Origin of the sequence: Pedobacter suwonensis (assembly GCF_044762335.1) — a bacterium.
Taxonomy (GTDB): domain Bacteria; phylum Bacteroidota; class Bacteroidia; order Sphingobacteriales; family Sphingobacteriaceae; genus Pedobacter.
Map to the genome: position 1 here is coordinate 17027 of NZ_JBIWEB010000028.1, position 22851 is coordinate 39877.

The following is a 22851-nucleotide window of genomic DNA, read 5'->3' on the forward strand; positions in this document are numbered from 1 at the left end:
GTTATCCACAATGGTAAAACAGGGGTTTATAGTCTTCTACCTTTGGCGTTATAATTATAGCCAAGATCGGTCATTTTTTTCAAATCGTATCAATTCCGCCCACCAAAAATGATTTTATTTTTCAGGCCGATTCCTCATTTTATTTTGATTAGCTAAAAGGCAGGCGGTAAAGTCTATTTATCCATTAATATCAGTAAAACGCAAGGCTTTCATATATTTTAAGTTTTTTAAATATATTCCTTTTATCTTGGCACGAAGATATGAAATTACTTTACATCATCGGAATCTGGGGCTATACTTTACTCATCAGGATATTCTCATTATTTAATCCAAAGGCAAAATTGTTTATCACTGGCCGCAAAAATATCTTTACCTCGATTGCCCAGAAAGTTAATCCAGCAAAAAAACATGTATGGTTCCATTTTGCTTCTTTGGGCGAATTTGAACAAGGCCGGCCGGTTTTAGAAAAACTGAAAGCTCTTTACCCGACAAAGAAAATTGTAGTTACTTTTTTCTCACCTTCGGGATACGAGATCAGAAAAAATTATGCCTTGGCTGACGTATTTTATCTCCCGATTGATACTGCGGCTAATGCCCAACGTTTCATAGCAGCCATAAACCCTGAAATGGCGATTTTTACTAAATATGAATTTTGGCATTTCTATTTTAAGGAACTAAAAGCCAAGAGTATTCCTTTATATGTGATTTCCGGGATTTTCAGAGAAAGTCAGGTGTTTTTTAAATGGTATGGCAGTTTTTACCGGAACATATTAAAATCGGTCACCTACTTTTTTGTGCAAAATGAGGAAAGCGCAAACCTTTTAAAATCAATCGGATTAAATCATGTGACCATTAGTGGCGATACCCGTTTCGACAGGGTCTACGAAAATGCGCAATCACCAAAACAGCTCGATATTATTGATAGCTTTATCGGTAGCGCCCCTACTTTAGTTTGCGGAAGTACCTGGCCCGAAGATGAAAAAATATTATCTGCATTACCTCGGCAATATCCGAATTGGAAATTTATCATTGCCCCACACGAGATCCACGAAAACCATCTAGAAAGTATTGAGAAACAGTTTTCAGTTGGCAGTGTACGGTTTTCAGTTTTCAGTTCCCAGTCAGAAGTCAGCAGTGCTCAACACTCAAATCCAAAATCTCAAATCCTAATCATCGACAATATTGGTATGCTTTCGTCATTATATCAATATGGTAAGCTGGCCTATATCGGCGGCGGCTTCGGCATAGGTATCCACAACACTTTAGAAGCTGCGGCATTTGGGTTACCGGTAATTTTCGGACCTAAATACGATAAATTTCAGGAAGCAAAAGATCTTATTGCTATCGGTGCGGCGAGAAGCATAACATCAACTGAAGAACTAATTGATGCCTTTAATGCTTTTGCAAGTGATCGACACGCAGCGAATACGGCCAGAAAATATGTGGAGGATAAAAAAGGGGCAACAGGTCAGATTGTTTCTGTAATTACTAAACCAGATCAGCCTTAGCAATTTCTTCAACTATTTCGGATATACTTTGGTCAATAGAAACGGTAAATACATCCGGTTCATCTGCTTGTGGCTCTTCTAAGGTTTCAAACTGACTTTGTAATAAGCTGGAAGGCATGTATTGATGACTACGTTTAACAATGCGATCGTGGATCAAATCGAAACTTCCTTTCAAATACACAAAATGTATGGATTTATCATCTGCTCTCAACAGATCCCGGTAAGATTTTTTAAGTGCAGAACAAGCGATAATACAATTCCCTCCATTGTCAGCATGTTCACGGCCAACTTTAGCAATCAACTGTAGCCAATCTAAGCGATCAGCATCTGTCAAGGCAATCCCAGCTGCCATTTTATCTACGTTCCGTTGCGAATGCAGGTTATCACCATCTATAAATTCTGCATTTATTTTTGGGGCCAGGGCTTTTCCGATTACTGTTTTACCACTTCCTGATACGCCCATTAAAATAATAAAACTTCCCATCGTTGATTTATTTTACCATTCCGGCCAAAGCCTCAATAAATACAGGACTATCGTTTAAACTTTCCACTAACTGAACATGTTCGCCACCCAAAGCTTTAAATTCTTCGTGATATTCTACCGTGATTTCGTAAAGCGTTTCCAAACAATCAGCCACAAAAGCCGGGCTAAAAACTAAAAGGCGTTTTTTGCCTTCGGCAGCCAGTTTCTTTAATACATCGGTAGTATAAGGCTGTACCCATGGTTCCTTACCTAAGCGGGACTGAAAACAAACAGTATATTGATCTTTTGACAGGTTTAATTCCTGAGCGATTAACCTAGCGGTATCATGTCCCTGGGCAGAATAGCAAAATTTATTGGTATCGTTTAATGTTTGGCAGCAATCGGCATTTTTTAAACAATAACTCCCGGTATGATCGCATTTTAAAAGCTGACGTTCCGGTAAGCCGTGGAAACTAAACAATACGTGGTCATAACTTTCTACGTTATGTTTCCTTGCATTTTCGGCAAAAACTTTTATCATTAATTCGTTATCGTGGAATGAATTAATGAAAGAGATGGGTGGAACTGTTGGCCACTTACTCACCAATTCCATTACCAGCTGCATTACCGAACCAGTACTGGCAGATGCATATTGTGGAAACATGGGAATTACCTGTATACTTTCTACCAAACCTGCTTTTAAATTGGCCAGAGCAGAGGCAATAGATGGGTTTTGGTAACGCATAGCCAGTTCTACATGGTACTCATCACCTAATCTTTCCTGAAGCATTTTAGCCTGTATCCTACTGTAAAACAGCAATGGCGAGCCATCTTCATTCCAGATTTCTTTATATAATTTTGCAGTTTTAGGACTACGGAAAGGAACAATAATGCCTTTAACCAATAATGTCCTGTTCAGTTTGGGAATATCGATTACCCTTTCATCCATTAAAAATTGGTCTAAGTATCTTCTAACATCAGCTGTTGCCGGACTATCAGGTGTTCCTAAATTTACCAGTAAAATTCCCTTTTTGCTCATCTATACAAGAATATGTTTTGTGGCGCAAATATCGCCTTTTTATTGCTTTTTCCCTATGTAAAAATGTAATGGCCGCCATTTTTCGGTCAAAAAACTTGTATTGGCTACATATTTATTAGAAAAGCGAAGATAGCAAGTACATTTAAGTATGGCCCTGCCTTTCCTACATGCTTTTTGTGGCAGGTAATGCTATTTAAACGTTCATACCTCAAAAAGGATTTTCGTCCGGTCAGGTTTATGGACTAGGTTTTGTGCAAGTTTTTAACGTTTTTAAACCTTATTAAAGGTGCTGTTTTTTAGCTGCTACTATCAATGTGCAGTCGGATTTTACCATCTGACAGTTGCAGAAACAAGCAAAAGATTCTTTAGGAAATTAGAAGCTGTTTATTTAGTGTAAGGTAGAAACATCTTACGCTTTGATCAGATGTTGCTAACCTGGCCCCACTACTAAAGATACTGTTATCCCTTCGTTTTATAAAGCTGCCACCAGGGCATACCTGGCTTTTGATGGTGCTCAAAGTGATAACCAAAAAAGTAACAGGTTATAAAAGCTACAAAATGATTTTTCCGTAAAGTATTTGAATGGTATTCATTATCATGCTCTCCTCTATGAGGCAAATATGTTCCAAAATAAAAGAGTTGAAAAGTGCTTAACAAAGATGGCAGTACCCAAAATAGTAAGAGATTTTTTTCATCAATCCAGATTTTTAGAACATTAAAAGCTATGGCCATAATGACCAATTGAATAATGGTAACATAATTTAACATAAAACGGAAATACCATTTCCAAAAGCCATGTGGCGCAAAATCCGGATCCTTTTCAGTATGTACATGACGGTGGTGTTGGTGATGTTTCGCGTACAAACGGTTATAAAAAAAACCGGCGTAGAGAAAAACAGATAGATAACCAATAAAATTATTTGCTTTTGTGTTCGGTGCTATTGTTCCATGCATAGCATCGTGGGCGGTTATAAACAAGCCGGTGTACAAATGCATCTGAACAAAAACCATGAGATAAACCAAAGGATTGCTCCATTTAAAATCCCATATCAGCAAAAAATAAAGAGAAATAAACCAACAAGTAATTACGGTTAACGCAACCAATATTCCGGCATATGGATTTATCTTTTTCAATGATTTTTATTTTATTTCGTCATGCTGAATTTATTTCAGCATCTTTCTTTGTTATAAAGACCCTGGAATAATTATACTGCGTAGCTTTCCGCTGCGCTACAGGTCAGGGTGACGCCTTAACAAGAGGATTAATACTGCTCTAAAGCGGCTTTAACATTTTCCATCAGCCACATTGGTGTAGAGGTAGCTCCGCAAATACCTACCCTATCGTTTTCAGCAAACCAGCCTGGCTCCAACTCTTCTACATTCGAAATGAAGTAAGAATTAGCATTATGTTTTTTACAAACATCATAAAGTACTTTTCCGTTTGAAGATTTCTTTCCCGAAACAAAAACGATCTTATCATAATGACTCACAAAATCTTCCAGTTCTTCATATCGGTTAGATACTTGTCTGCAAATGGTATCGTTGGCCTTAACTTCGTAACCACGACTCAATAACTCATCTTTAATGTGATAGAATTTATCTGTGCTTTTAGTAGTTTGGCTATATAAGGTAAATTTAGCCGGAAGCTCAACCTGATCTAATTCGGCCAAATCTTGAAAAACAATGGCTTTACCATCTGTTTGGCCTTGTAATCCGATCACTTCAGCATGGCCATGCTTACCAAAAATAAGAACCTGCTCATTATCATCATGCGAATTTTTAATCCTGTTCTGCAATTTAAGCACAACCGGGCATGAAGCATCTATTAATGTAAGGTTATTTTCTAAAGCCAGTTGATAGGTTGATGGTGCCTCACCGTGTGCCCTGATCAAAACTTTTTCGTTCTTTAAGTTTTTTAGGACCTCATGATCGATGATTTTTAATCCGCGATTAGTTAAACGCTCTACTTCTTCATCATTATGCACAATATCGCCAAGGCAATATAAATAACCTTCGTTATCCAGAATGTCTTCTGCCATTTCTATAGCATATACTACTCCAAAGCAAAAGCCTGATGATTTATCGATGTTAACCTGTAAGTTTAGATTGCTCATTTTTTTCTAAGGATTAGTTATTTATCGTGGTAGTGTCCCTTTGCAGAAATTACAAATACAGCAATAATCTCTTCATCAATTCTATAAACTAATCTATCGTTTTTATTTACTTGCCTAGACCAATAACCGGAAAATTCAAATTTTAACTATTCAGGTTTACCTACGCCTGATTTTGGATGAATACTTAATTCTATAAAAATTCGCTGAAGTTTTTAATGGAAGCTTTGTCTCCTGATTTAAAAATCTCAGCTAATTGCTTTTTAGCTTGATCTGTAACGTCTACAAAATACTTTCCCATATATTTTGAACATCCTTAACCCTGGTTAAACGTCCATGTTTTATATCTTCTTCTCCTCTGGCTATGTCATTTATGAATTCACGACTATAGCTCTTCTCTTTTTTAAAAGTTACATTTAATGCTTGTAAAACGGCCTCAACCGCCAAAAGCTGTTTTTTATTTTTAGGCTGTACGATTACCGTTTCCATCATGGGAATTAATTAGAATTAACATACAAAATTAAGCAAAAATATTTGTTCCGGTTGTCATGTACAAGACAACAAAAAAGATTAGCTGTGCGGCAAACATAGTCACACCAATATATTTCTGCTGTTTTAAGCCTAAAGCATAATAAAACTTCAGCAAAATTACCGAAACAATAAACCAGGCAACATAATTCTGAACCGGAATTTCGTGCCAGTCCCAATGCCAGTAATCGAATTTCATAGCCACCGGTTCTAAAAAGAAATCAAGCCCTACAAGTGCAAAGGCCCCTATAGCCGATGCCAAAATACTATGCCTGATTTTTATACTTTTCATCATTTGCCCAATACTGAATATCAGGATCACCCAGTTTATACCCATTAGCAATGGAACTGCAGCAACTTTGTAACCCAGTGTATCGCCGTAGTAGTAGCTGCCAAATATCTTTCCGGTATGTACGCCTAATACTTCGACTAAAAAGCCACAGAGAAATACTCCTGAAACGAACAATAATAATCTTTTTACATCGCCATTGTATGAAAAAACAATTATGGCAAACATCAGCAATAAATGAAAAGGAACTAGTTTTACAAAATAAGGCTGTGCAGGGGGGATTAAGAAGCCAAACAAGCCAACTACATGAAAAACGACAATTATTGCAACTGCAATCCTTTTAACCTTTAAATCGTTTTGATCGTTCTGCCCTTCCATGTGCTCGTTTTAAAAATGTGTTTTTTTATAGAAATGAGTAAAATGATTAAGAAGAACAACATCTGTAAAGGATGTAGAACCAGATTTATCAAAACACGCTGTCCGGATAAATAGGAAATCATCATTCTGCTTAATACTATTAAAGTTAAGGGTAATACAAGTAAAGTAACATTAAAGTTTAAGATCAAAACCAATGGTCCTACCGTTACCAAAAGCTGGTAAAGTAATAATATTATGATGTTATTACCAAAACCTGCAAGTAAATTTTTACTAAAGCCATTTATGCTTTCGCTCAAATTCTTATACATCCTGCAATAAATCAATCCGTTGCCCAGAAGTGCTTCTGCATTAAATTTTTCCTGTTTTACCAGTTTCATAATTTCCACATCTTCCACAACATGATGTTTAACCCGCTCATGCCAACGGTTTTCTTTATAATTATGGGAATTAAAAAACATACATTGCCCACTGGCTGCTGCAAAAGCCGGATTTTTAGAAAGCTTCACCAATCGCAAAGGCAATAAATTCAACAGGATAAAATGCATCAAAGGCACAGTTAACCATTCACCTATCGATTTCATTGTTTGATTGGTAAAAACGCTGAGCAACGTAAGGCTTCCAATTTCCATCCTGCTGATTAGGCTGTTGATCAATCCTCTTTTAATGGTTTCATCAGCATCAATGAATAATAAGTATTTACCGGTGGCCAATTCGCTAAGCTGGTAACAGGCATAGTTTTTACCCAGCCAGTCTGGAGGTAACGCTTTACCACTTACCACCTTAAATTGCGGATTATCAAGGCAAAATTTTTCGACTACCCCGAAAGTATTATCGTTGCTGTTATCATCCAAAACAAAAACCTCATAATCGGTATAATCCTGATTTTTTATCGAAATAAGCAATTCTAAAATATTCTCCGCCTCATTTCTGGCAGGAATTAGAATCGAAACCAGGTCATGATGATGTTTAACCACCCTTGGCAACTTTGGGTTAGAAAGGAAATTGAAAACCGTAACCGAAACGCGGATTACCAGAAAAATTAATACTGCGTAAATAAAAACTGTCATTCAATTAGTTGATTTTGTTTAACAACCGATTGATCGTAATGTTTATTATAGGCACTTTTTAGCAATTGCAAACTCACATACTCTTCAGTTTCCCATCGCTGTAAATAATTATAAACTGTAGGCTTTCTCTTGGCAAAATAATCGATAAAAGTAGCGGCAAAAATGATATTCATTTTTTTCTGGCTGGCATTAATGATCTGCATGACCCCCTTTTCAAAATTAATGCCGTTTAAATGGTTAGAATACAATTTGCCTTGTGGAAATACCAGCACCAGGTTTGCAGGATTATCTAACAATTTGCCTGCATAGTTAAGCGTCTCCAGCACATCTTTACCTTTATTTTCGGCAGCAAAAGCACCTAAATACTTCAAAAAATCTATTTTAGTGTAGTTCTCGGCATTCACCAAAACATGAAACTGTTTTTTTAACACTTTTTTGTTGATGTAAAACAGAAAAAAACCATCCCACCAGCTGAAATGATTGGCCAGGATCAAAATAGAAGAATCCGATTTTATTTCTACTGCATTATAATTGAATGCAGCAAAATCTTTTTTGATAATAAACTGAATATACCATGAGAAAAATTTGAAAATCAGATTGTTTTTTCTGGGCTGATACATTTCGGAAAATTGCAAAAAATTGAGGTGAATTGCAAATGTGTACTATATATAGACGATTAAAAAGATTGTTTTGATGAATTGATGGTCATCGTTTTTAACAAGGATCAGCGAGATTCACATTTCTAATGTGATGAAAACTGTATAATAATTTCTCAATAAGCAATTTCATCGCTTTTTTCATACATCCAGGTTCCAAACGAGAACGATATTGAGTAGTTCTAGTACGCGTAACAATATCACTTATACTATCCCATCGTCCATTCCACCTCTTTCATCTTAGATCAATCCTAGCTCAAATAAACCCGGTCTTCCTCACCTTCCACATCCATCACTACATCAACATGCTCTTTTAAAACCGTGGCAAGTTCAAGTCCAACAAAATCAGTGGCAATGGGAAAGATTTTATGGCTGCGGTCAACCAAAACCACCGTACGGATTTTTTTATGTGGTGTGTTTAAGAAAACACCTAAACCATAAGCAAGGGTTTTACCACTATTCAATACATCATCAACAATAATAATCACTTTGTTTTTCCAATGGCTTTCATCCAAATCTGTTGAAGCTACCAGTTTGCTGCTTTCCTTCTGCAGATCGATACGCAACAGGGTAAGTTTAAAGCCTGAAATCTTTTTAAGCACTTTCTCTAACCTTTGCGCTAATTTATAACCGCGGTCCCAAATACCGGCAAGTACCACTTCTTTCTCGTTCAGGTTATCTTCTAAAATCTGATAAGCGATACGATCTATTTTCTGCTGAATTTGTTTCTTGTTAAGGATAAGTAATTGCGATGCCATTGTATAATCGGATTGAATACAAAAAGAACGATTTTAAGGATGAAATTCAAACTATTTAAAAAATAATTTCGATCGTTTGCAACGTTTTCGCCAGAGATGCGTCTAATCTGTAACCAAAACGATAACCGAAGCCTTGAGATGCAAATATTGCATTGCAACAGCTTCATAATCATTTAACGAAAAACAAATATGAAAATCTTTATCAAATCATCCGCCATCTTATTTATAGTGGCAGCTAGCTACATAGCTAAAGCACAGGAAACCAAAAGCTTCACAGTTAAAAACTTCAACAGCATTGGGGTAAGTAGCGGAATTGATTTGTACTTAACACAGGGTGGAAGCGAAAGTGTAAACGTAAAAGCTGATTCGGAAATATTAAAAGATATTGTTGTGGAGCAAAGTGGCAGCAATGTTACCATCAAATTTAAAGATGGCATCAACTGGGGAAGTATGTTTAAAAACCGTACCATTAAAGCTTACGTCAGTTTTAAAAGCTTAAATGCGATAGCAGCTTCGGGGGGTTCAGATGTTTTCACACAAAATCAGCTCAAGACAGATAAACTTGCCATCCGGTCATCCGGTGGATCAGATTTGAAACTTAGTGTAGTTTGTAAAGATCTATCTATCCAATCAAGCGGAGGCAGCGACATTGATTTAAAAGGAAAAGCGGAAAATATGACCATTCAATCCAGTGGCGGTAGCGATATCGATGCTTATGAATTAATTGCAGATTACGCAAAGGTTCAGGCTTCTGGTGGTTCTGATGTAAATCTTTACGTAAATAAAGGCCTGGAAGCCAGTGCAAGTGGCGGTGGCGATGTAAGTTATAAGGGGAACGCGTCACTTAAAAAAACATCAAGCTCAAAAAGTGGGGATGTGCACCACGTAAATTAAAAGTTTAGTTTAGTTAATGATAGGCGCTGCTCTGTGGATGCAAGCAGCGTCTTCTTTATAAAAAATTCCCAGATACCCGAGGATTATACAGATTCTGGCTATTATTGGCATTGGCACATAAATCTTTACCCCTCCATCGTTCTACCCTCTACCTCTTTTATACGGATAATAAATAAAGTTAGCACCTTCAGGAACGATCACGAATACACACATAAAGTCTTCGGGTTTCTTATATACTTTTAAGAATGGTTCTTTTTTTTCCTTGCTGATAATTCCTTTTTCTACAAATTCTTCTAATGTAGAGGCTTGTATGGTCCAATTGGTATTAAGCTCTTCTTTATTTAAAATCACTTCACCAATATTTACCTCGTGCTGATGAGCAATGAAAATCGGATGAGCAGAAATCCCTTCAACCATAATCTCAATGGCCACTTCTTTGATCGCATCAGCATAAAACTCCAGGTCTTTTTCTAAACTTATCAGTGGACTTTCCTGTTTACGTTGTGGCGCCCCGCTATCTTCTGGTGTTGCACTTAATAATTCTTCTCTATCCATTTCTTCGTTGTTGGAAGGTTTAAATATTAGACCGTTTAAAGCTCATCAAACCTCTTCCATTTTACATTTTACGCCTTTAATCTCAAAAGTACCACATTCTCTACATGCTGCGTATGCGGAAACATATCTACCGGCTTAATGCGGGCTACATCATATTTTTCCTTTAACAGTTCGAGGTCTCTGGCCTGTGTTGCGGCATTACAGCTAACATAAACTATTTTTTCGGCTTCCATTTCCAATAATCTTTGCACCACATCTGCATGCATTCCAGCACGTGGCGGATCGGTGATTACTACATCAGGCTTACCATGGGCCAATATAAATTCGGAAGTAAGAATGTCTTTCATGTCACCGGCATAAAAGATCGTATTATCAATTCCGTTCAGTTCAGAATTGAACTTAGCATCTTCAATCGCGGTAGGTACATATTCTACGCCTACCACCTGTTTTACATTTCGGGCCACAAAGTTGGCAATTGTTCCAGCCCCGGTGTACAAATCATAAACCAGTTCGTCGCCTTTAAATCCGGCAAATTCCCTGGTAATTTTATAGAGTTCGAAGGCTTGTTCAGAATTGGTCTGGTAAAAAGATTTTACCCCGATTTTAAAGCGGATTCGATCCATTTCTTCGAAAATATGATCGCGGCCAGAGAAAACCACGACGTCCTGATCAAAAATAGTGTCGTTTTTCTTTTGGTTAATAATATAAAGTAAAGAGGTAATTTGCGGGAATTCATTTTTTAGAAATCCCATTAAACCATCAACCTGTGTTTGTTCAGGATAAGCAAATACCACCGCCACCATTACTTCTCCTGTACTGGAAGTACGGATAATCAGGTTACGCAAAACGCCCTCATGGTTACGCAGATCGTAAAAAGACAATTCATTTTCTAAAGCATATTTACGGACAGCGTTTCTGATGGAATTGGATGGTTCATCCTGTAAATAACAATGTTCGATATCTAAAATTTTATCGAAACGTAAAGGTACGTGAAAACCCAATGCGTTCATATCAAAATCTTCATCGCGCTCTACATCAGTTTTCTCCAACCAACGTTTGTTCGAGAAAGTAAATTCTAATTTGTTGCGGTAATATCTGTTTTTTGCAGAACCCAGAATCAGTTCTGTACCAGAGGTATCTATTTTGCCTAAGCGCTGTAAAGCTGCCTCAACATTTTTCTGCTTAAACTTTAATTGAGCATCGTAACCCATGTGCTGCCATTTACAACCACCACAGGTTCCGAAATGAGGACAAAAAGGATCAGTACGCAATGCTGATTTTTCATGCAACTGATCAATGATTGCTTCGGCGAAATTCTTTTTCTTTTTGGTCAACCGCACATCTACTACATCACCAGGAACAGCTTTATCCACAAAGATGACCAGTTCATCAGCCTTGCCAACACCTTTTCCTTCTTCAGCAATATCAATTATTTGTACGTTTGGAACAATAGTTACCGTACCAGGTTTTCTTCTACTCATTATTTTGCAAAGATAGGAAAAAGAGGTTGAAGGTGGAGGACAGAAAGACAGAAGGCTTAAAAACTGTCGGTCAAAAAGATTGAGACCAGCAATAAAGAGCGCGATAGACTGAAGAACCGGAAAAATCAAGCCATAACTTTCCATCAGGAAGCTGATGCTCCTTCAATAATTATGGTTTTAAAAAATTATTTTCCAAAAAATCTAAATGCTGCGTCCCAAAAGCCGCCCAACCAGTTAAATTTTAGGTCGAATTTTTCATCCACTTGTACAGAAAACTCTAGTATTTCCTTGCTCATGATAAAAAACGAATCTATTTAAGCAATAATACAAAATTCAGACCAAAAACCAAAACGGTATAGATTAATTTACTGTTAATTTTTTAGCAGAAAGATAAATGTGTTGCTTTCTTTTAATTTAAAACATATTCCTACTGATTTTCAAATACTTATTTGATATAATAAATATAAATCCTTAACTTAATATATCATTTACATAAAAATGGAGGTTCATGATGAACGTTATCCGTAAAATTGAACATTGGGGAGATGTTCATCACGCAAAATGGCTGGATTATCTTCGGATTGTACTTGGCCTGATCATTTTTGGAAAAGGTGTTTCTTTTGTCAGCGACACTTCTGTGCTCCAGAACATGATTACACAAAACAACGTTTTTGGTTTTTCAGGTATGTTGATCAGTGTTGCCATTCATGTTGTTGCATTTGCACATTTAGTTGGTGGTATTTTGATCACTTTAGGTTTAGTTACCCGCTTTGCAGTTGTTATTCAGCTTCCAATTTTATTGTTTGCCGTATTTTTCGTTAACCTTACTTTAGGATTCTCACCCCTGAATTCAGAACTCTGGTTCTCCGTGTTAATTTTATTTCTTCTTATCATTTTTTGGGTAGTTGGCTCTGGACCACTATCGGTTGATGAAGGATTAAAACGTAAAATGGGGAAGCGCTACGACTAAACAACATTAAATTCTTAGTATCTTTCGTTTTTACTAATGATCATGAAAACGAAGATACTTTTTCTACTGCTTTTGGCAGGCGTTACCTGTTATGCGCAAAACACGACAGATGGATTTTTCAAAATGACAAGAGCAGGGTTTCAGGAAAAAAATGCCTATGAAACAACGGCCTTTGTAGAAAAATACTTTCGTGTACCTGGCAATACAGGCTTTAACGCCAGTATTCATTACGTCGAAAATATCCTTAAAAAGGCTGGTTTTGTAGAACAGAAAAAAAATGAGTTTGAAGCGCCCTTAACTTATCGGATTGAAAAAAGAGCGATGAAAAATACCACCTGGGAGCCTATTGATGCCAATATCGATATTATAGGTGAGTCACAACCGCTTATTTCTTATAAAACCAACCGTAACATGATTCCCATCAACTGTGGTTCAACTGCTGCTGATGGTGTAACGGCTAACGTGGTTTACATCGAAAAAATAGTTTCAGCAGAAATAGAAAAGATGGATTTGAAAGGAAAAATTCTGTTTTCTGAAAATAGTCCATCGCGTTTACTACAAATCGCAACTAAAGCAGGGGCCATTGGGGTTTTAGGCTATTCAATGCCAAAATATACCCAACCGGAAATTCATCAAACTTCTATTCAGTTTGGCAGCATGAAAGCCAATAGCGAAGTGTGGACATTGCTCCTTTCCTATACAGCGAAAGAAAAGTTAAAAGCCGCTTGCCTAAAAGGTGATACTAAATTAAAAGTCAATATTCAGACTAAAATATATCCTTCCGAAGAATTAACCATTGTGGCAAATATTAAAGGAAGTATAAATCCTAATGAACGTTTTGTTTTCAGTGCACATGTTCAGGAGCCTGGTGCAAACGATAATGCCAGTGGTGTAGGCACATTAGCAGAAATGGCAAGATTAACGGCAGAACTGTATCAGGCAAAAAAGATAAAACCTGAACGCAGCTTGACCTTTTTATGGGGCGATGAAATCGTATCAACAAGAAGATATATTACCGAGGATACCACGAGGGCCAGGGGCATTATGTGGGGAATGAGTTTGGATATGGTTGGCGAAAACACTAAAAAAACTGGCGGCTCTTTCTTAATCGAAAAAATGCCTGATCCATCAGCCATTTGGACGAGAGGTACGGATAAACATACTGAATGGGGTGCTGGTGATGTGAGTGAGAAAGATCTTTTCCCGCACTATTTCAACGATTTTATTTTCGATATCTGTAAAGCACAGGGTAAATTTGCCAATTGGACGGTTAACTATAACCCTTTTGAAGGGGGAAGCGATCACACTCCGTTTTTACAAAATAAAATACCAGGTTTACTGATGTGGCACTTTACCGATGTTTTTTATCACACCGATAACGATAGAATCGATAAAGTTTCCGCAACAGAAATGAAAAACGTCGGCATCAGTGGTTTAACTGCGGCCTATACCTTAATTTCTGCAGACGAAAACACGGCTATTGCTACCGTTTCTCAAGTTAAAGCAGATGCGCTGATCCGCTTAAAAACAGAATTTCAGCTCAGCAAAAAAGCAATTACAAATGGAAAATCGGCAGATGATGAGAAACATATTATTGAGGTTTGGGGCAAATGGTACGTTGATGCACTGGCAACCATCAATAAAATGCCTGTTAAACCAGAAACTACGAGAGTAGATTCGGCCATTAAGTTTGCCATCAACGAGATTGACAAACAGACACAGGTATATTTATCGGAATTGAAGTAGGTTAATTTTTATAGTTGATCAAATTAATCACTACTTTAACCATCATTTCTTTTTCTTTAGGATCACTTTCTGCGATCAGTAAGGTAAGCGCAACCAATGCATTATCGGCTATTCTTTTCGTACCATCTTCGCGATAGAGCATTTTATTTTTATCTAGGAACCAAACAAATAAAAAGGCAGCGATCCGTTTATTTCCATCAGAAAATGAATGATTTTTTACTACGAAATATAATAGATTGGCCGCCTTTTCTTCCATACTTGGATAAAGCTCTTCTCCATCAAATGTTTGATAAATGGTATACAATGAGCTTTTAAATGATCGGTCTTTTTCATTCCCAAAGAGTTTGCTTCCTCCAAATTTCACTCTCAAATCATCTATGGCTTCAAGTGCAGAATCGTAATCTATTTTAAAATCACCCCTATGGCCAGAAACTTCATTTTCCAGCTGCTGATGATCGTAACGATCAAGAACATCTAAAGCATAAACATAATCTGTAAGAATTTTAAAAGTATCCTTTAGCTCATCATGATTAAGCAAATAGTTATTCTGAACAGCACCAATTAACTTAATGGTTTGCTTCAACTCCACGAGTTGCTGGCTTTGCTCTTGTAATTTTTTATGATTTATGGCATATCCATTTAATAGATAATCTTTTAAAATCTGGTTGGCCCATATACGGAATTGCGTTGCTTTAATTGAATTTACCCTATAACCTATCGACAATACCATATCAAGACTATAAATATCAACTGTTCTTTTCACCTGTCTTACGCCTTCAACACGAACTATTTCCATTTTGGAAATAGTTGTTTTATCCAACTCTTTATCTTGATATATATTCTTGATGTGTTTATTAATCGCCGGAACTTGAGTACCAAAAATATCAGCAATCTGTTTCTGGGTTAACCAAAGAGTTTCATTCTTAATTGCCACCTCTATAACAGGAAGTCCTGCTTCATTTTTATAAATTATAATTTCATCCTTAGTCATTGCTTTAAGTTAGTAAAATATTTGTGCTATTTTCGCATTATGCCTAAACCAAAAGCCATAATTATCGGAGCAGGAATTGCAGGAATTGCTTCTGCTATTCGCCTCGCTGTTAAAGGTTATCAAGTTGATGTTTTTGAAGCCAACTCAAAAGCCGGAGGTAAACTAAGGGAAATAAAAATGAATGGTTTCAGGTTCGATGCCGGTCCAAGTCTTTTTACCATGCCACAATATGTAGATGAACTCTTTAAACTGGCCGGGAAAAATCCTGAAGATTATTTTAAATACACTAAGTTAAAAGAAATTTGCCGTTACTTTTATGAAGATGGTTTAAGGCTAAATGCTACCGCTGATCTTGACAAATTTGCCCGGGATATTGAAGAAAAAACCCATTCAACCGCAGCAGAAGTACAGCGTTATTTAAAAAAAAGCGAGACAATATACGAGGTTACACATCGCGTTTTTTTAGAAAGGAGTTTACATAGACTTAAAAGTTACCTGCATTGGGATACTTTAAAATCGATATTCCGTTTTGGTCAGATTGATGCTTTTAGAACACAGGCCAAGGCGAACCAATCATTTTTTAAAGATGAGCGCATTACACAGCTTTTTAACCGCTATGCCACCTACAACGGTTCAGACCCCTATCAGGCACCGGCTACATTGAATGTAATTCCGCATTTTGAATATCATTTTGGTGCTTTTATCCCAAAAGATGGAATGTATGGCATTGTAAGCGCTTTAGTAAAATTGGCTGAAGAACTGGGTATCAGGTTTCATTACAGCCAGAAAGTTGAAGAAATTCTATACACCGATGCAGGCAAACCTAAAATAAAGGGTGTTAAAGTTAACGATAAAATCTACAAAGCAGACATCGTAATCTCTAACCTCGATATCTGGTTTACTTATAAAAATTTATTGAAAGGCATAGCAGAGCCGAAAAAACTATTAACGCAGGAACGAAGTAGCTCAGCCTTAATTTTCTACTGGGGCATGGAAAGCAATTATAGTGAGCTAGGCCTGCACAACATTTTCTTTACCGAAAATTATCAAAAGGAATTTAATGCCATCTGGAAAGATAAAACCGTGAGCAGCGACCCTACCATTTACATTAACATCAGTTCTAAACACATCAGAACGGATGCACCAGCTCATGCTGAGAATTGGTTTGTGATGATTAATGTACCTGCCAATACCAGACAAAACTGGGATCAGTTGATCAAGGAAGCGAAGGTAAATATCATCAAAAAAATCAGCCGGATTTTAAACCGGAACATCGAAAAGGATATCGTTTGCGAACAGATTCTTGATCCTAGATCGATAGAAAGCAAAACAGGATCATATCAGGGCGCTTTATATGGCAATAGCTCCAACAATCAGTTTTCAGCATTTTTAAGGCACTCCAACTTCAGTTCTAAAGTGAAGAATCTTTACTTCTGCGGTGGTAGCGTACATCCAGGTGGCGGGATCCCATTGGCTTTATTATCTGCTAAGATTATTGATGATGATATTCATTCAGTGGTTAAATAGTTCATTGGTTCATTAGCCATTGGTTCATTGGACAACAACTAAATTGTTGATGACTGATAGTACGCTTGCTAAAGCGATTAATCGACTACCGACTGAAGACTCCAGACTAAAGACTTCCCTTAATCGCTTCTTCTAACTTCTCTCCATCGAGGTCAAATGCATCTACAATTACTTTTGCTTTTGTATAAAAAGGATCACGTTCCTGAAGTTTTTCTTTAATGAATACCAGAAGTTGTTCATCATCCAAATCTTTAATCAACGGACGCTTTTGGCGATTATGTAAACGTGAAACCAAAGCTGCAGGTTCCATTTGCAGATAAACCGTTGTACCATTTGCATTCATCCATTCCATATTATCGAAGAAACAAGGTAATCCACCTCCGGTAGCCACCACACAACTTTCAGGATAGTTGAAGGTTTTAAGCATTTCACTTTCATAATCCCTGAAACCACTTTCTCCAAATTCTGCAAAATATTCTGCAATGCTTTTGCCTGTTTTCGTAACGATTTCGGCATCCAGATCAATCACCGGACATGCTAAACGGTGTGCCAGTTGTTTTGCTTTGGTACTTTTGCCGCAGCCCATATAGCCGATAAGAAAAACTTTCATATGATTTAAGATTGCCGACCTAAAATAGATGGTCGCGTTTTAACATAATGTAGTCGGTTACAGGTGGCGTAAACCCAGCCTTCTTTAATAAGGTTACCACCTGCCCGCGATGATAAGTAGAATGATTAACCAAATGAAATAAAATTTCATCTACACGATTTTCATATTGACCCCCTCTGGAGTTCGAATATAAAATCCTATGATCTAAAGTGTAATTATTCAATGCCTCTTTAATCAGTCTGAAATTTTCTAAAGAGATACTTTCGAAATTTTCTCTTGGGTGAATATCCCAAACACCGTAAACCGGTTTTTTGCCAAAAATACGCTGCGCCCAAATATGCTGGGCATTAAGCACATGGCTGAACAAACGTTCTGCATCAGGCAATTCAATAGTTGCCTGCTTAAATATCTCGATAATCTGTATATCGGCAAGTTTAGTATACTTTATGATTTCCTCTTCACTCATCGTACCTAACTTAATTTAACCCTGGGATCAACATAGGCATATAAAATGTCGACCAGAATATTAATGACTACAAAAACAAAGGCAATAAAAAGAATTGATCCCATGACTACCGGAAAATCAGACATTTCTAAGGCGGTTACTGTTGTTCTCCCTAAACCGTTATAGCCGAAAATGTATTCTACAAAGAAAGAGCCTGCCAATAAAGATGCAAACCATCCTGAAATAGCTGTAATAACAGGATTCATTGCATTTCTTAAGGCATGCTTATATATAATCGCATTTTTGCTTAAACCTTTCGCCTTTGCGGTTCTGATGTAGTCCTGCGCCAAAGCATCCAGCATGGCGCTACGGGTTAACTGCACAATAATGGCCAATGGCCTTAACCCCAGTGTAATCATTGGTAACCACAAGTTCCTTAACGTTAATACCTCTCCATTAAATGGATCGTAGGAATAAAGACTCCCATTCATTTTTAAGCCTGTAAAATCGCTCAGCACAAAGCCAAATAGCCAGGCAATAATAATTCCCGCGAAAAATGAAGGGGCGGATATCCCTAAAATAGCAAATGCATTGGCTGTTTTATCAATCCACGAATCTCTATATACTGCAGACAGCACTCCCAGCAACACACCTATTATGGTGGCAAAAATCATTGCTGTTAATGCCAGGATAAAAGTATTAGGTACCGTTTCGGAAAGAATCGCAGTAACATCTCGCTTAGTTTGGTAAGAATTACGCAGATAGGGCCATTTTAATGCCAGTACTTTTTGATCAAAAGTTATGAGTTTGGCGTAATGGTATTTCTGTTGACTGGCACTGTTATTATCCAAAATACTGACAGGCGATAAGTCGTTCAGATATAAAATAAACTGAACCGGCTTCGATCGATCTAAACCAAATTCTTTACGAACAGCCTCAAGTGATTGTACATCGGCCCGCTGCCCCATTGTCATCCTTGCAGGGTCGCCGGGCAAAATGTTAAACAGCACAAAAACAACCAATATTACACCGCCCATCACCAGCAGTCCATACATGAGTTTTTTTAGTGCATATCCAATCATGTTTATTTATCGAAATATTTCCGGCTGAGTTGGTCGAAAGTGGGTACATTATGGTAATGCCACTTATTGATCACCACTCCGTTTTTCATCAATAAAACACCAGGATTTGCCCTTACCATACTTTTTAGCGGAACTGCATCTGCAAAAAATACTTCTGAGAACAGATTATTTTTTTTAATAAATGCTTGCGCATCCTGCGCCGAATTAGAAGTAAGCAATACTGTACGGATATTAAACTGTTGGGTGGCATTTAAGGCCAGTGCATTTAATTTACCAATAGCAGCTTCATTGGTTGCGTGCAGATCGTAAGCCACAAAAATTAAATTATAGTATGGGTTTTCAATCAGTTCCTTTGTATAATCAGTTCCGGAAGCATCCGTAATGTTCAAATCTTTGATTTTAGGCTCAAATCCTTTTTTAACCAGCCTTTTTGCCGGTTCGCCGATAATTTCCCAATTGTTATCTTTCCATATCTCCGTTTTAAGATAGGCTTTATCGCTCATGTCTTTTTCCTCTTTGGTTTTCTTATTTTTGAGGTGATACATGATCTCAAATTCATCAGGCTTTTCTCCTGGAGGAATGACCATTAACGACGGAATATGTGCGCCAACTTTATAGGGCAGAAAATCAATAATGGGTAAAACATTGTAAGTATATAACCCAAAACCTAAAGATACAATTGTTACGGCAATAGCAATATTTCTTTGTGTTGCTTCTTTTTTAAACAATGGATGGATGAGATTTTTATTAAGGAAAATAACAATAATCATTGCTAAAAGCACCAGATCCTTGGTAAAAGATTGCCAAGGTGTAAGCGGAATGGCATCACCGAAACAGCCACAACTGGTTACTACTTTAAATGCTGCGGATATAAAGGTAAGCAGGGTAAAAAAGATAATGAGCAGCAACAGGCCCCAGGCTACTTTTTTGCTCCAGAAACCTAATAACAATAAGGCACCGAGCACAATTTCTAAGGTACAAAGTAAAATGGCAATACCAGTAGCCATTCCGCTCAGGAAATTCATATGAAAAACTTCAAAATATTCCTGTAGTTTATAGCCAAAGCCAAGCGGATCGTTCGCTTTGATTAATCCTGAAAATATGAATAAAGCACCGACAAAAATCCTGGAGAATCTTAAAACTATATTTCGCATCTATGTATCTATTTTAAAGGCTATTTTGCTATTTATTTTACGCCGAGTTTGATCAGTGCAAAAACAGAATAGTTCAACATATCCTGATAATTCGCATTAACACCTTCTGAAGCCAGCGTTTGGCCTTCGTTATCTTCTATCTGTTTAACCCTAAAAATTTTCATCAAAATCAGGTCGGTTAACGAACTAATGCGCATATCACGCCAGGCCTCTCCATAATCGTGATTCTTGGCAAACATCAAATCTTTGGTTTCCGTTACCTTATCGTCAAACCTTTTTTCAACTTCTTCAAAAGGCATTTCATTCGGGTCGCTTTCGGTTAATTCGAGTTGCATCATGGCAATCACGCAATAGTTTACAATCCCAATGTATTCAGATATCACACCCTCTCCCACCTTACTTATTTTTTTTTCTTCCAGGGTACGGATGCGCTGTGCTTTGATAAAAATCTGGTCAGTTATTGAACTTGGTCTCAAAATCCGCCATGCAGTTCCGTAATCTTTAGTTTTTTTTAAAAATAATGATCTGCAAACCGCAATCACTTCGTCAAATTCTGTAGAGGTATTTGTTTGTGCCAAAGCCAATAATTATTTAGTTTTTAGTGTATTTTTGTCATGAAAAAACAAAAGCTAAAGATACATTTTTAAAGCGAAACCCAAATCCCGAAAGGGTTTATTATGGCAGAAAAAAACTTTTTTGAGCCCAAACAAAGCTTAAATATAAAAGGCAGAATTATCGACTTAAGCACGCCAAAAGTAATGGGAATTTTGAATATCACTCCTGATTCCTTTTATCACAACAGCCGTACAAAAACGATTGATGAAGCTTTGAGTAAAGCAACACAATTTTTAAGTGAAGGGGCTACATTTATTGATGTTGGCGGTTACTCATCAAGGCCAGGCGCTCAGGATATCTCTACCAGTGAAGAAACAGACCGTTTGGTACCTGTGGTAGAAAGTTTGGTAAAAGCATTTCCGGAGGCGATTATTTCCATTGATACTTTCAGGGCAAAGGTTGCCCTGGAAACCATTGAAGCTGGTGCACACATCATTAACGACATTGCAGCCGGAAATCTGGACGAGCAGATGTTCGAAACAGTAGCCAGGCTGCAGGTGCCATACATCATGATGCACATGAAGGGTACACCACAAAATATGCAGCAAAATCCAATTTATCATCATGTATTGCTCGAAGTGATCGATGATCTGGCAAAAAAAGTTGCTGCACTTAAAGCACTGCACATCCATGATGTGATTATTGACCCGGGTTTTGGCTTTGGGAAAACCACTGAACATAATTATGAACTGCTCAAACAAATGGAAGCGTTTAAAATCTTCAAACTTCCTGTTTTAGTGGGTTTCTCGCGAAAGGGAATGATCTATAAAACACTTGGCATTACAGCAGCAGAGGCTTTAAACGGCACTTCAGTACTTAATACCATTGCGTTACAAAAAGGTGCGGGTATTTTAAGGGTACACGATGTGAAAGAAGCGGTAGAGTGTGTGCGGTTGGTGGAGCGGTTAGCACATAGCGGTTAGCGAACAGCGTCTTTTATACATCTATAATATTTCATCAGCAATTAACCGATTAACCAGTTTAAACAGTTAGTCTATCCTGTTTGTAAACTGGAATCCGTTTTGCTATCTTGCCACTAATGAAAGGTTTTGATTTTGATTTCCTTAAAGTATCACCAACTGATATCGTTGATATCATTTTGGTGGCTTTATTAATTTACTATGTTTATACCCTGATCCGAAACACGTTAGCTGTTAACCTTCTGGTTGGGATGTTTATTATCACCGTTTTTTACTGGATAGTAAAGGCCCTGCACATGGAATTACTGACTGCCATTATAGACAGATTTATGAGTGTGGGGATTATTGCCCTTATTGTAATTTTCCACCCTGAAATCAGGCGCTTTCTTTTGCTGATCGGGAAAAATGCCTTTTTACAAAAAAACAAAGCCTGGTGGGGTTATTTATTTGGCCGGAAAGAAATTGAAAGAAACAATTTAACCCGTATAAAGCCTATTATCGATGCTTGTAAAAGCATGAAAAAAACGCGTACAGGAGCCTTAATCGTATTTGTTAAATTTTATGATGAACAGTTTTTTGCCAATAGCTGCGAATTTGTTGATTCCAAAATATCAAAACGCTTATTGGAAAGCATTTTCCAGAAAAACAGTCCGCTTCACGACGGCGCAGTAGTAATCTCTGAAAACAGAATTAAAAGCGCGAGTTGCATTTTGCCTTTAACAGATAATGACCAGTTGCCTCCTCAATTCGGCTTAAGGCACCGGGCAGGTATCGGCGTTTCGGAAACCACTGATGCGGTTGCCGTGATTATATCTGAAGAGACGGGAGAAATATCATATGCTAAACAAGGGCGTGTAAGAATGAATGTTTCATTCGGAGAACTGGAAAAGTTGCTGAATAAGGATTTTTAGTAGACACAGATTAAGAGGATTTAAGGTGATTACACTGATTTTAACCAATTTTCGTCATCTATCGAGTAGGAAGATAGGGATTATTTCCCTATCTGTCCTCTCACACCACCGTACGTACCGATCGGTATACGGCGGTTTGCCAGAATAACTTCG

The 22851-nt window shown here is 37.4% G+C and carries 24 protein-coding genes and 1 pseudogene; 7 read left to right on the plus strand and 18 right to left on the minus strand.

The genetic code is table 11. From position 1 onward, the window contains the following. Window positions 1-260 precede the first annotated feature (260 nt). A complete protein-coding gene (locus ACIQXP_RS24185) occupies window positions 261-1508 on the plus strand; it encodes a 3-deoxy-D-manno-octulosonic acid transferase (protein ID WP_387508408.1) in 1248 nt (415 codons plus the stop codon). Here the strand turns inward: ACIQXP_RS24185 and ACIQXP_RS24190 are convergent. The 10 genes and pseudogenes from ACIQXP_RS24190 to ACIQXP_RS24235 form a co-directional block, all read right to left on the minus strand. Beyond that, the gene (locus ACIQXP_RS24190; RefSeq protein ID WP_293743197.1) at window positions 1489-1992 is read right to left on the minus strand and encodes a gluconokinase; all 504 of its coding nucleotides are present in this window, start codon (window positions 1990-1992) and stop codon (window positions 1489-1491) included. The genes ACIQXP_RS24185 and ACIQXP_RS24190 overlap by 20 nt on opposite strands. 7 nt (window positions 1993-1999) lie before the next feature. Beyond that, window positions 2000-3010 carry a ferrochelatase gene (gene hemH / locus ACIQXP_RS24195; RefSeq protein ID WP_387508410.1) on the minus strand — a complete coding sequence of 337 codons (1011 nt, stop codon included), beginning with the start codon at window positions 3008-3010 and terminating at the stop codon, window positions 2000-2002. A 459-nt stretch (window positions 3011-3469) separates the two neighbouring features. Continuing rightward, window positions 3470-4144: a fatty acid desaturase gene (locus tag ACIQXP_RS24200; protein WP_387508412.1), complete on the minus strand. Its 675-nt coding sequence runs from the start codon at window positions 4142-4144 to the stop codon at window positions 3470-3472. Window positions 4145-4272: 128 nt separating this feature from the next. After that, on the minus strand, window positions 4273-5124 hold the full coding sequence (locus ACIQXP_RS24205) for a 4-hydroxy-3-methylbut-2-enyl diphosphate reductase (protein ID WP_387508414.1): 852 nt from the start codon (window positions 5122-5124) through the stop codon (window positions 4273-4275). 17 nt (window positions 5125-5141) lie between these two features. Next, window positions 5142-5219: pseudogene (locus ACIQXP_RS24210) on the minus strand (Txe/YoeB family addiction module toxin); the annotation flags it as partial. Window positions 5220-5403: 184 nt separating this feature from the next. After that, window positions 5404-5613 carry a DUF2683 family protein gene (locus ACIQXP_RS24215; RefSeq protein ID WP_387508416.1) on the minus strand — a complete coding sequence of 70 codons (210 nt, stop codon included), beginning with the start codon at window positions 5611-5613 and terminating at the stop codon, window positions 5404-5406. A 28-nt stretch (window positions 5614-5641) separates the two neighbouring features. Continuing rightward, window positions 5642-6316 (minus strand): carotenoid biosynthesis protein, encoded by a 675-nt coding sequence (locus tag ACIQXP_RS24220; RefSeq protein WP_387508418.1) that lies wholly within the window; start codon window positions 6314-6316, stop codon window positions 5642-5644. Next, on the minus strand, window positions 6286-7383 hold the full coding sequence (locus ACIQXP_RS24225) for a glycosyltransferase family 2 protein (protein ID WP_387508420.1): 1098 nt from the start codon (window positions 7381-7383) through the stop codon (window positions 6286-6288). Before ACIQXP_RS24225 ends, ACIQXP_RS24220 begins: the two co-directional genes overlap by 31 nt. Beyond that, window positions 7380-8018, minus strand: coding sequence for a 1-acyl-sn-glycerol-3-phosphate acyltransferase (locus ACIQXP_RS24230; RefSeq protein ID WP_387508422.1), 639 nt, complete (start codon window positions 8016-8018; stop codon window positions 7380-7382). Before ACIQXP_RS24230 ends, ACIQXP_RS24225 begins: the two co-directional genes overlap by 4 nt. A gap of 272 nt (window positions 8019-8290) precedes the next feature. Continuing rightward, window positions 8291-8797, minus strand: coding sequence for a phosphoribosyltransferase family protein (locus tag ACIQXP_RS24235; protein ID WP_090986580.1), 507 nt, complete (start codon window positions 8795-8797; stop codon window positions 8291-8293). Window positions 8798-8986: 189 nt separating this feature from the next. Between ACIQXP_RS24235 and ACIQXP_RS24240 the strand changes: the two genes are divergently transcribed. Beyond that, on the plus strand, window positions 8987-9691 hold the full coding sequence (locus ACIQXP_RS24240) for a head GIN domain-containing protein (protein WP_387508424.1): 705 nt from the start codon (window positions 8987-8989) through the stop codon (window positions 9689-9691). 141 nt (window positions 9692-9832) lie between these two features. Here ACIQXP_RS24240 and ACIQXP_RS24245 read toward each other — a convergent pair whose 3' ends face one another. Further along, on the minus strand, window positions 9833-10246 hold the full coding sequence (locus ACIQXP_RS24245) for a hypothetical protein (RefSeq protein ID WP_387508426.1): 414 nt from the start codon (window positions 10244-10246) through the stop codon (window positions 9833-9835). A gap of 68 nt (window positions 10247-10314) precedes the next feature. Then, window positions 10315-11727, minus strand: coding sequence for a 23S rRNA (uracil(1939)-C(5))-methyltransferase RlmD (rlmD, locus tag ACIQXP_RS24250; protein ID WP_387508428.1), 1413 nt, complete (start codon window positions 11725-11727; stop codon window positions 10315-10317). A 511-nt stretch (window positions 11728-12238) separates the two neighbouring features. Between rlmD and ACIQXP_RS24255 the strand changes: the two genes are divergently transcribed. Continuing rightward, entirely contained in the window at window positions 12239-12697 is a 459-nt protein-coding gene (locus tag ACIQXP_RS24255; RefSeq protein ID WP_293743186.1) for a DoxX family protein, read from the plus strand. 42 nt (window positions 12698-12739) lie between these two features. Then, window positions 12740-14443, plus strand: a complete 1704-nt coding sequence (locus ACIQXP_RS24260; protein ID WP_387508430.1) for a M28 family peptidase — start codon at window positions 12740-12742, stop codon at window positions 14441-14443. Window position 14444: 1 nt separating this feature from the next. On the opposite strand, the gene rhuM is transcribed toward ACIQXP_RS24260, so the two are convergent. Beyond that, window positions 14445-15434, minus strand: coding sequence for a virulence RhuM family protein/type II toxin-antitoxin system death-on-curing family toxin (gene rhuM, locus ACIQXP_RS24265; protein WP_293743184.1), 990 nt, complete (start codon window positions 15432-15434; stop codon window positions 14445-14447). Between the two features lie 39 nt (window positions 15435-15473). Between rhuM and crtD the strand changes: the two genes are divergently transcribed. Continuing rightward, window positions 15474-16961 carry a 1-hydroxycarotenoid 3,4-desaturase CrtD gene (gene crtD, locus ACIQXP_RS24270; protein WP_387508433.1) on the plus strand — a complete coding sequence of 496 codons (1488 nt, stop codon included), beginning with the start codon at window positions 15474-15476 and terminating at the stop codon, window positions 16959-16961. A gap of 106 nt (window positions 16962-17067) precedes the next feature. On the opposite strand, the gene ACIQXP_RS24275 is transcribed toward crtD, so the two are convergent. The 5 genes from ACIQXP_RS24275 to ACIQXP_RS24295 are packed head-to-tail and all read right to left on the minus strand — an operon-like array spanning window position 17068 to window position 20830. Then, entirely contained in the window at window positions 17068-17571 is a 504-nt protein-coding gene (locus ACIQXP_RS24275; RefSeq protein WP_387508435.1) for a shikimate kinase, read from the minus strand. Window positions 17572-17590: 19 nt separating this feature from the next. Further along, entirely contained in the window at window positions 17591-18037 is a 447-nt protein-coding gene (locus ACIQXP_RS24280; protein WP_387508437.1) for a DinB family protein, read from the minus strand. 5 nt (window positions 18038-18042) lie between these two features. Continuing rightward, window positions 18043-19098: an ABC transporter permease gene (locus tag ACIQXP_RS24285; RefSeq protein WP_293743180.1), complete on the minus strand. Its 1056-nt coding sequence runs from the start codon at window positions 19096-19098 to the stop codon at window positions 18043-18045. Between the two features lie 2 nt (window positions 19099-19100). Then, entirely contained in the window at window positions 19101-20252 is a 1152-nt protein-coding gene (locus ACIQXP_RS24290; RefSeq protein WP_387508439.1) for a BT_3928 family protein, read from the minus strand. A gap of 32 nt (window positions 20253-20284) precedes the next feature. Beyond that, a complete protein-coding gene (locus ACIQXP_RS24295; RefSeq protein WP_387508441.1) occupies window positions 20285-20830 on the minus strand; it encodes a DUF1599 domain-containing protein in 546 nt (181 codons plus the stop codon). A gap of 99 nt (window positions 20831-20929) precedes the next feature. Here ACIQXP_RS24295 and folP point away from each other — a divergent pair, with 99 nt between their 5' ends. Both folP and cdaA read left to right on the plus strand, forming a co-directional pair. Then, a complete protein-coding gene (folP, locus tag ACIQXP_RS24300) occupies window positions 20930-21790 on the plus strand; it encodes a dihydropteroate synthase (RefSeq protein WP_387508443.1) in 861 nt (286 codons plus the stop codon). Window positions 21791-21906: 116 nt separating this feature from the next. Continuing rightward, the gene (gene cdaA / locus ACIQXP_RS24305; protein WP_090986607.1) at window positions 21907-22698 is read left to right on the plus strand and encodes a diadenylate cyclase CdaA; all 792 of its coding nucleotides are present in this window, start codon (window positions 21907-21909) and stop codon (window positions 22696-22698) included. Window positions 22699-22851: the final 153 nt, after the last annotated feature.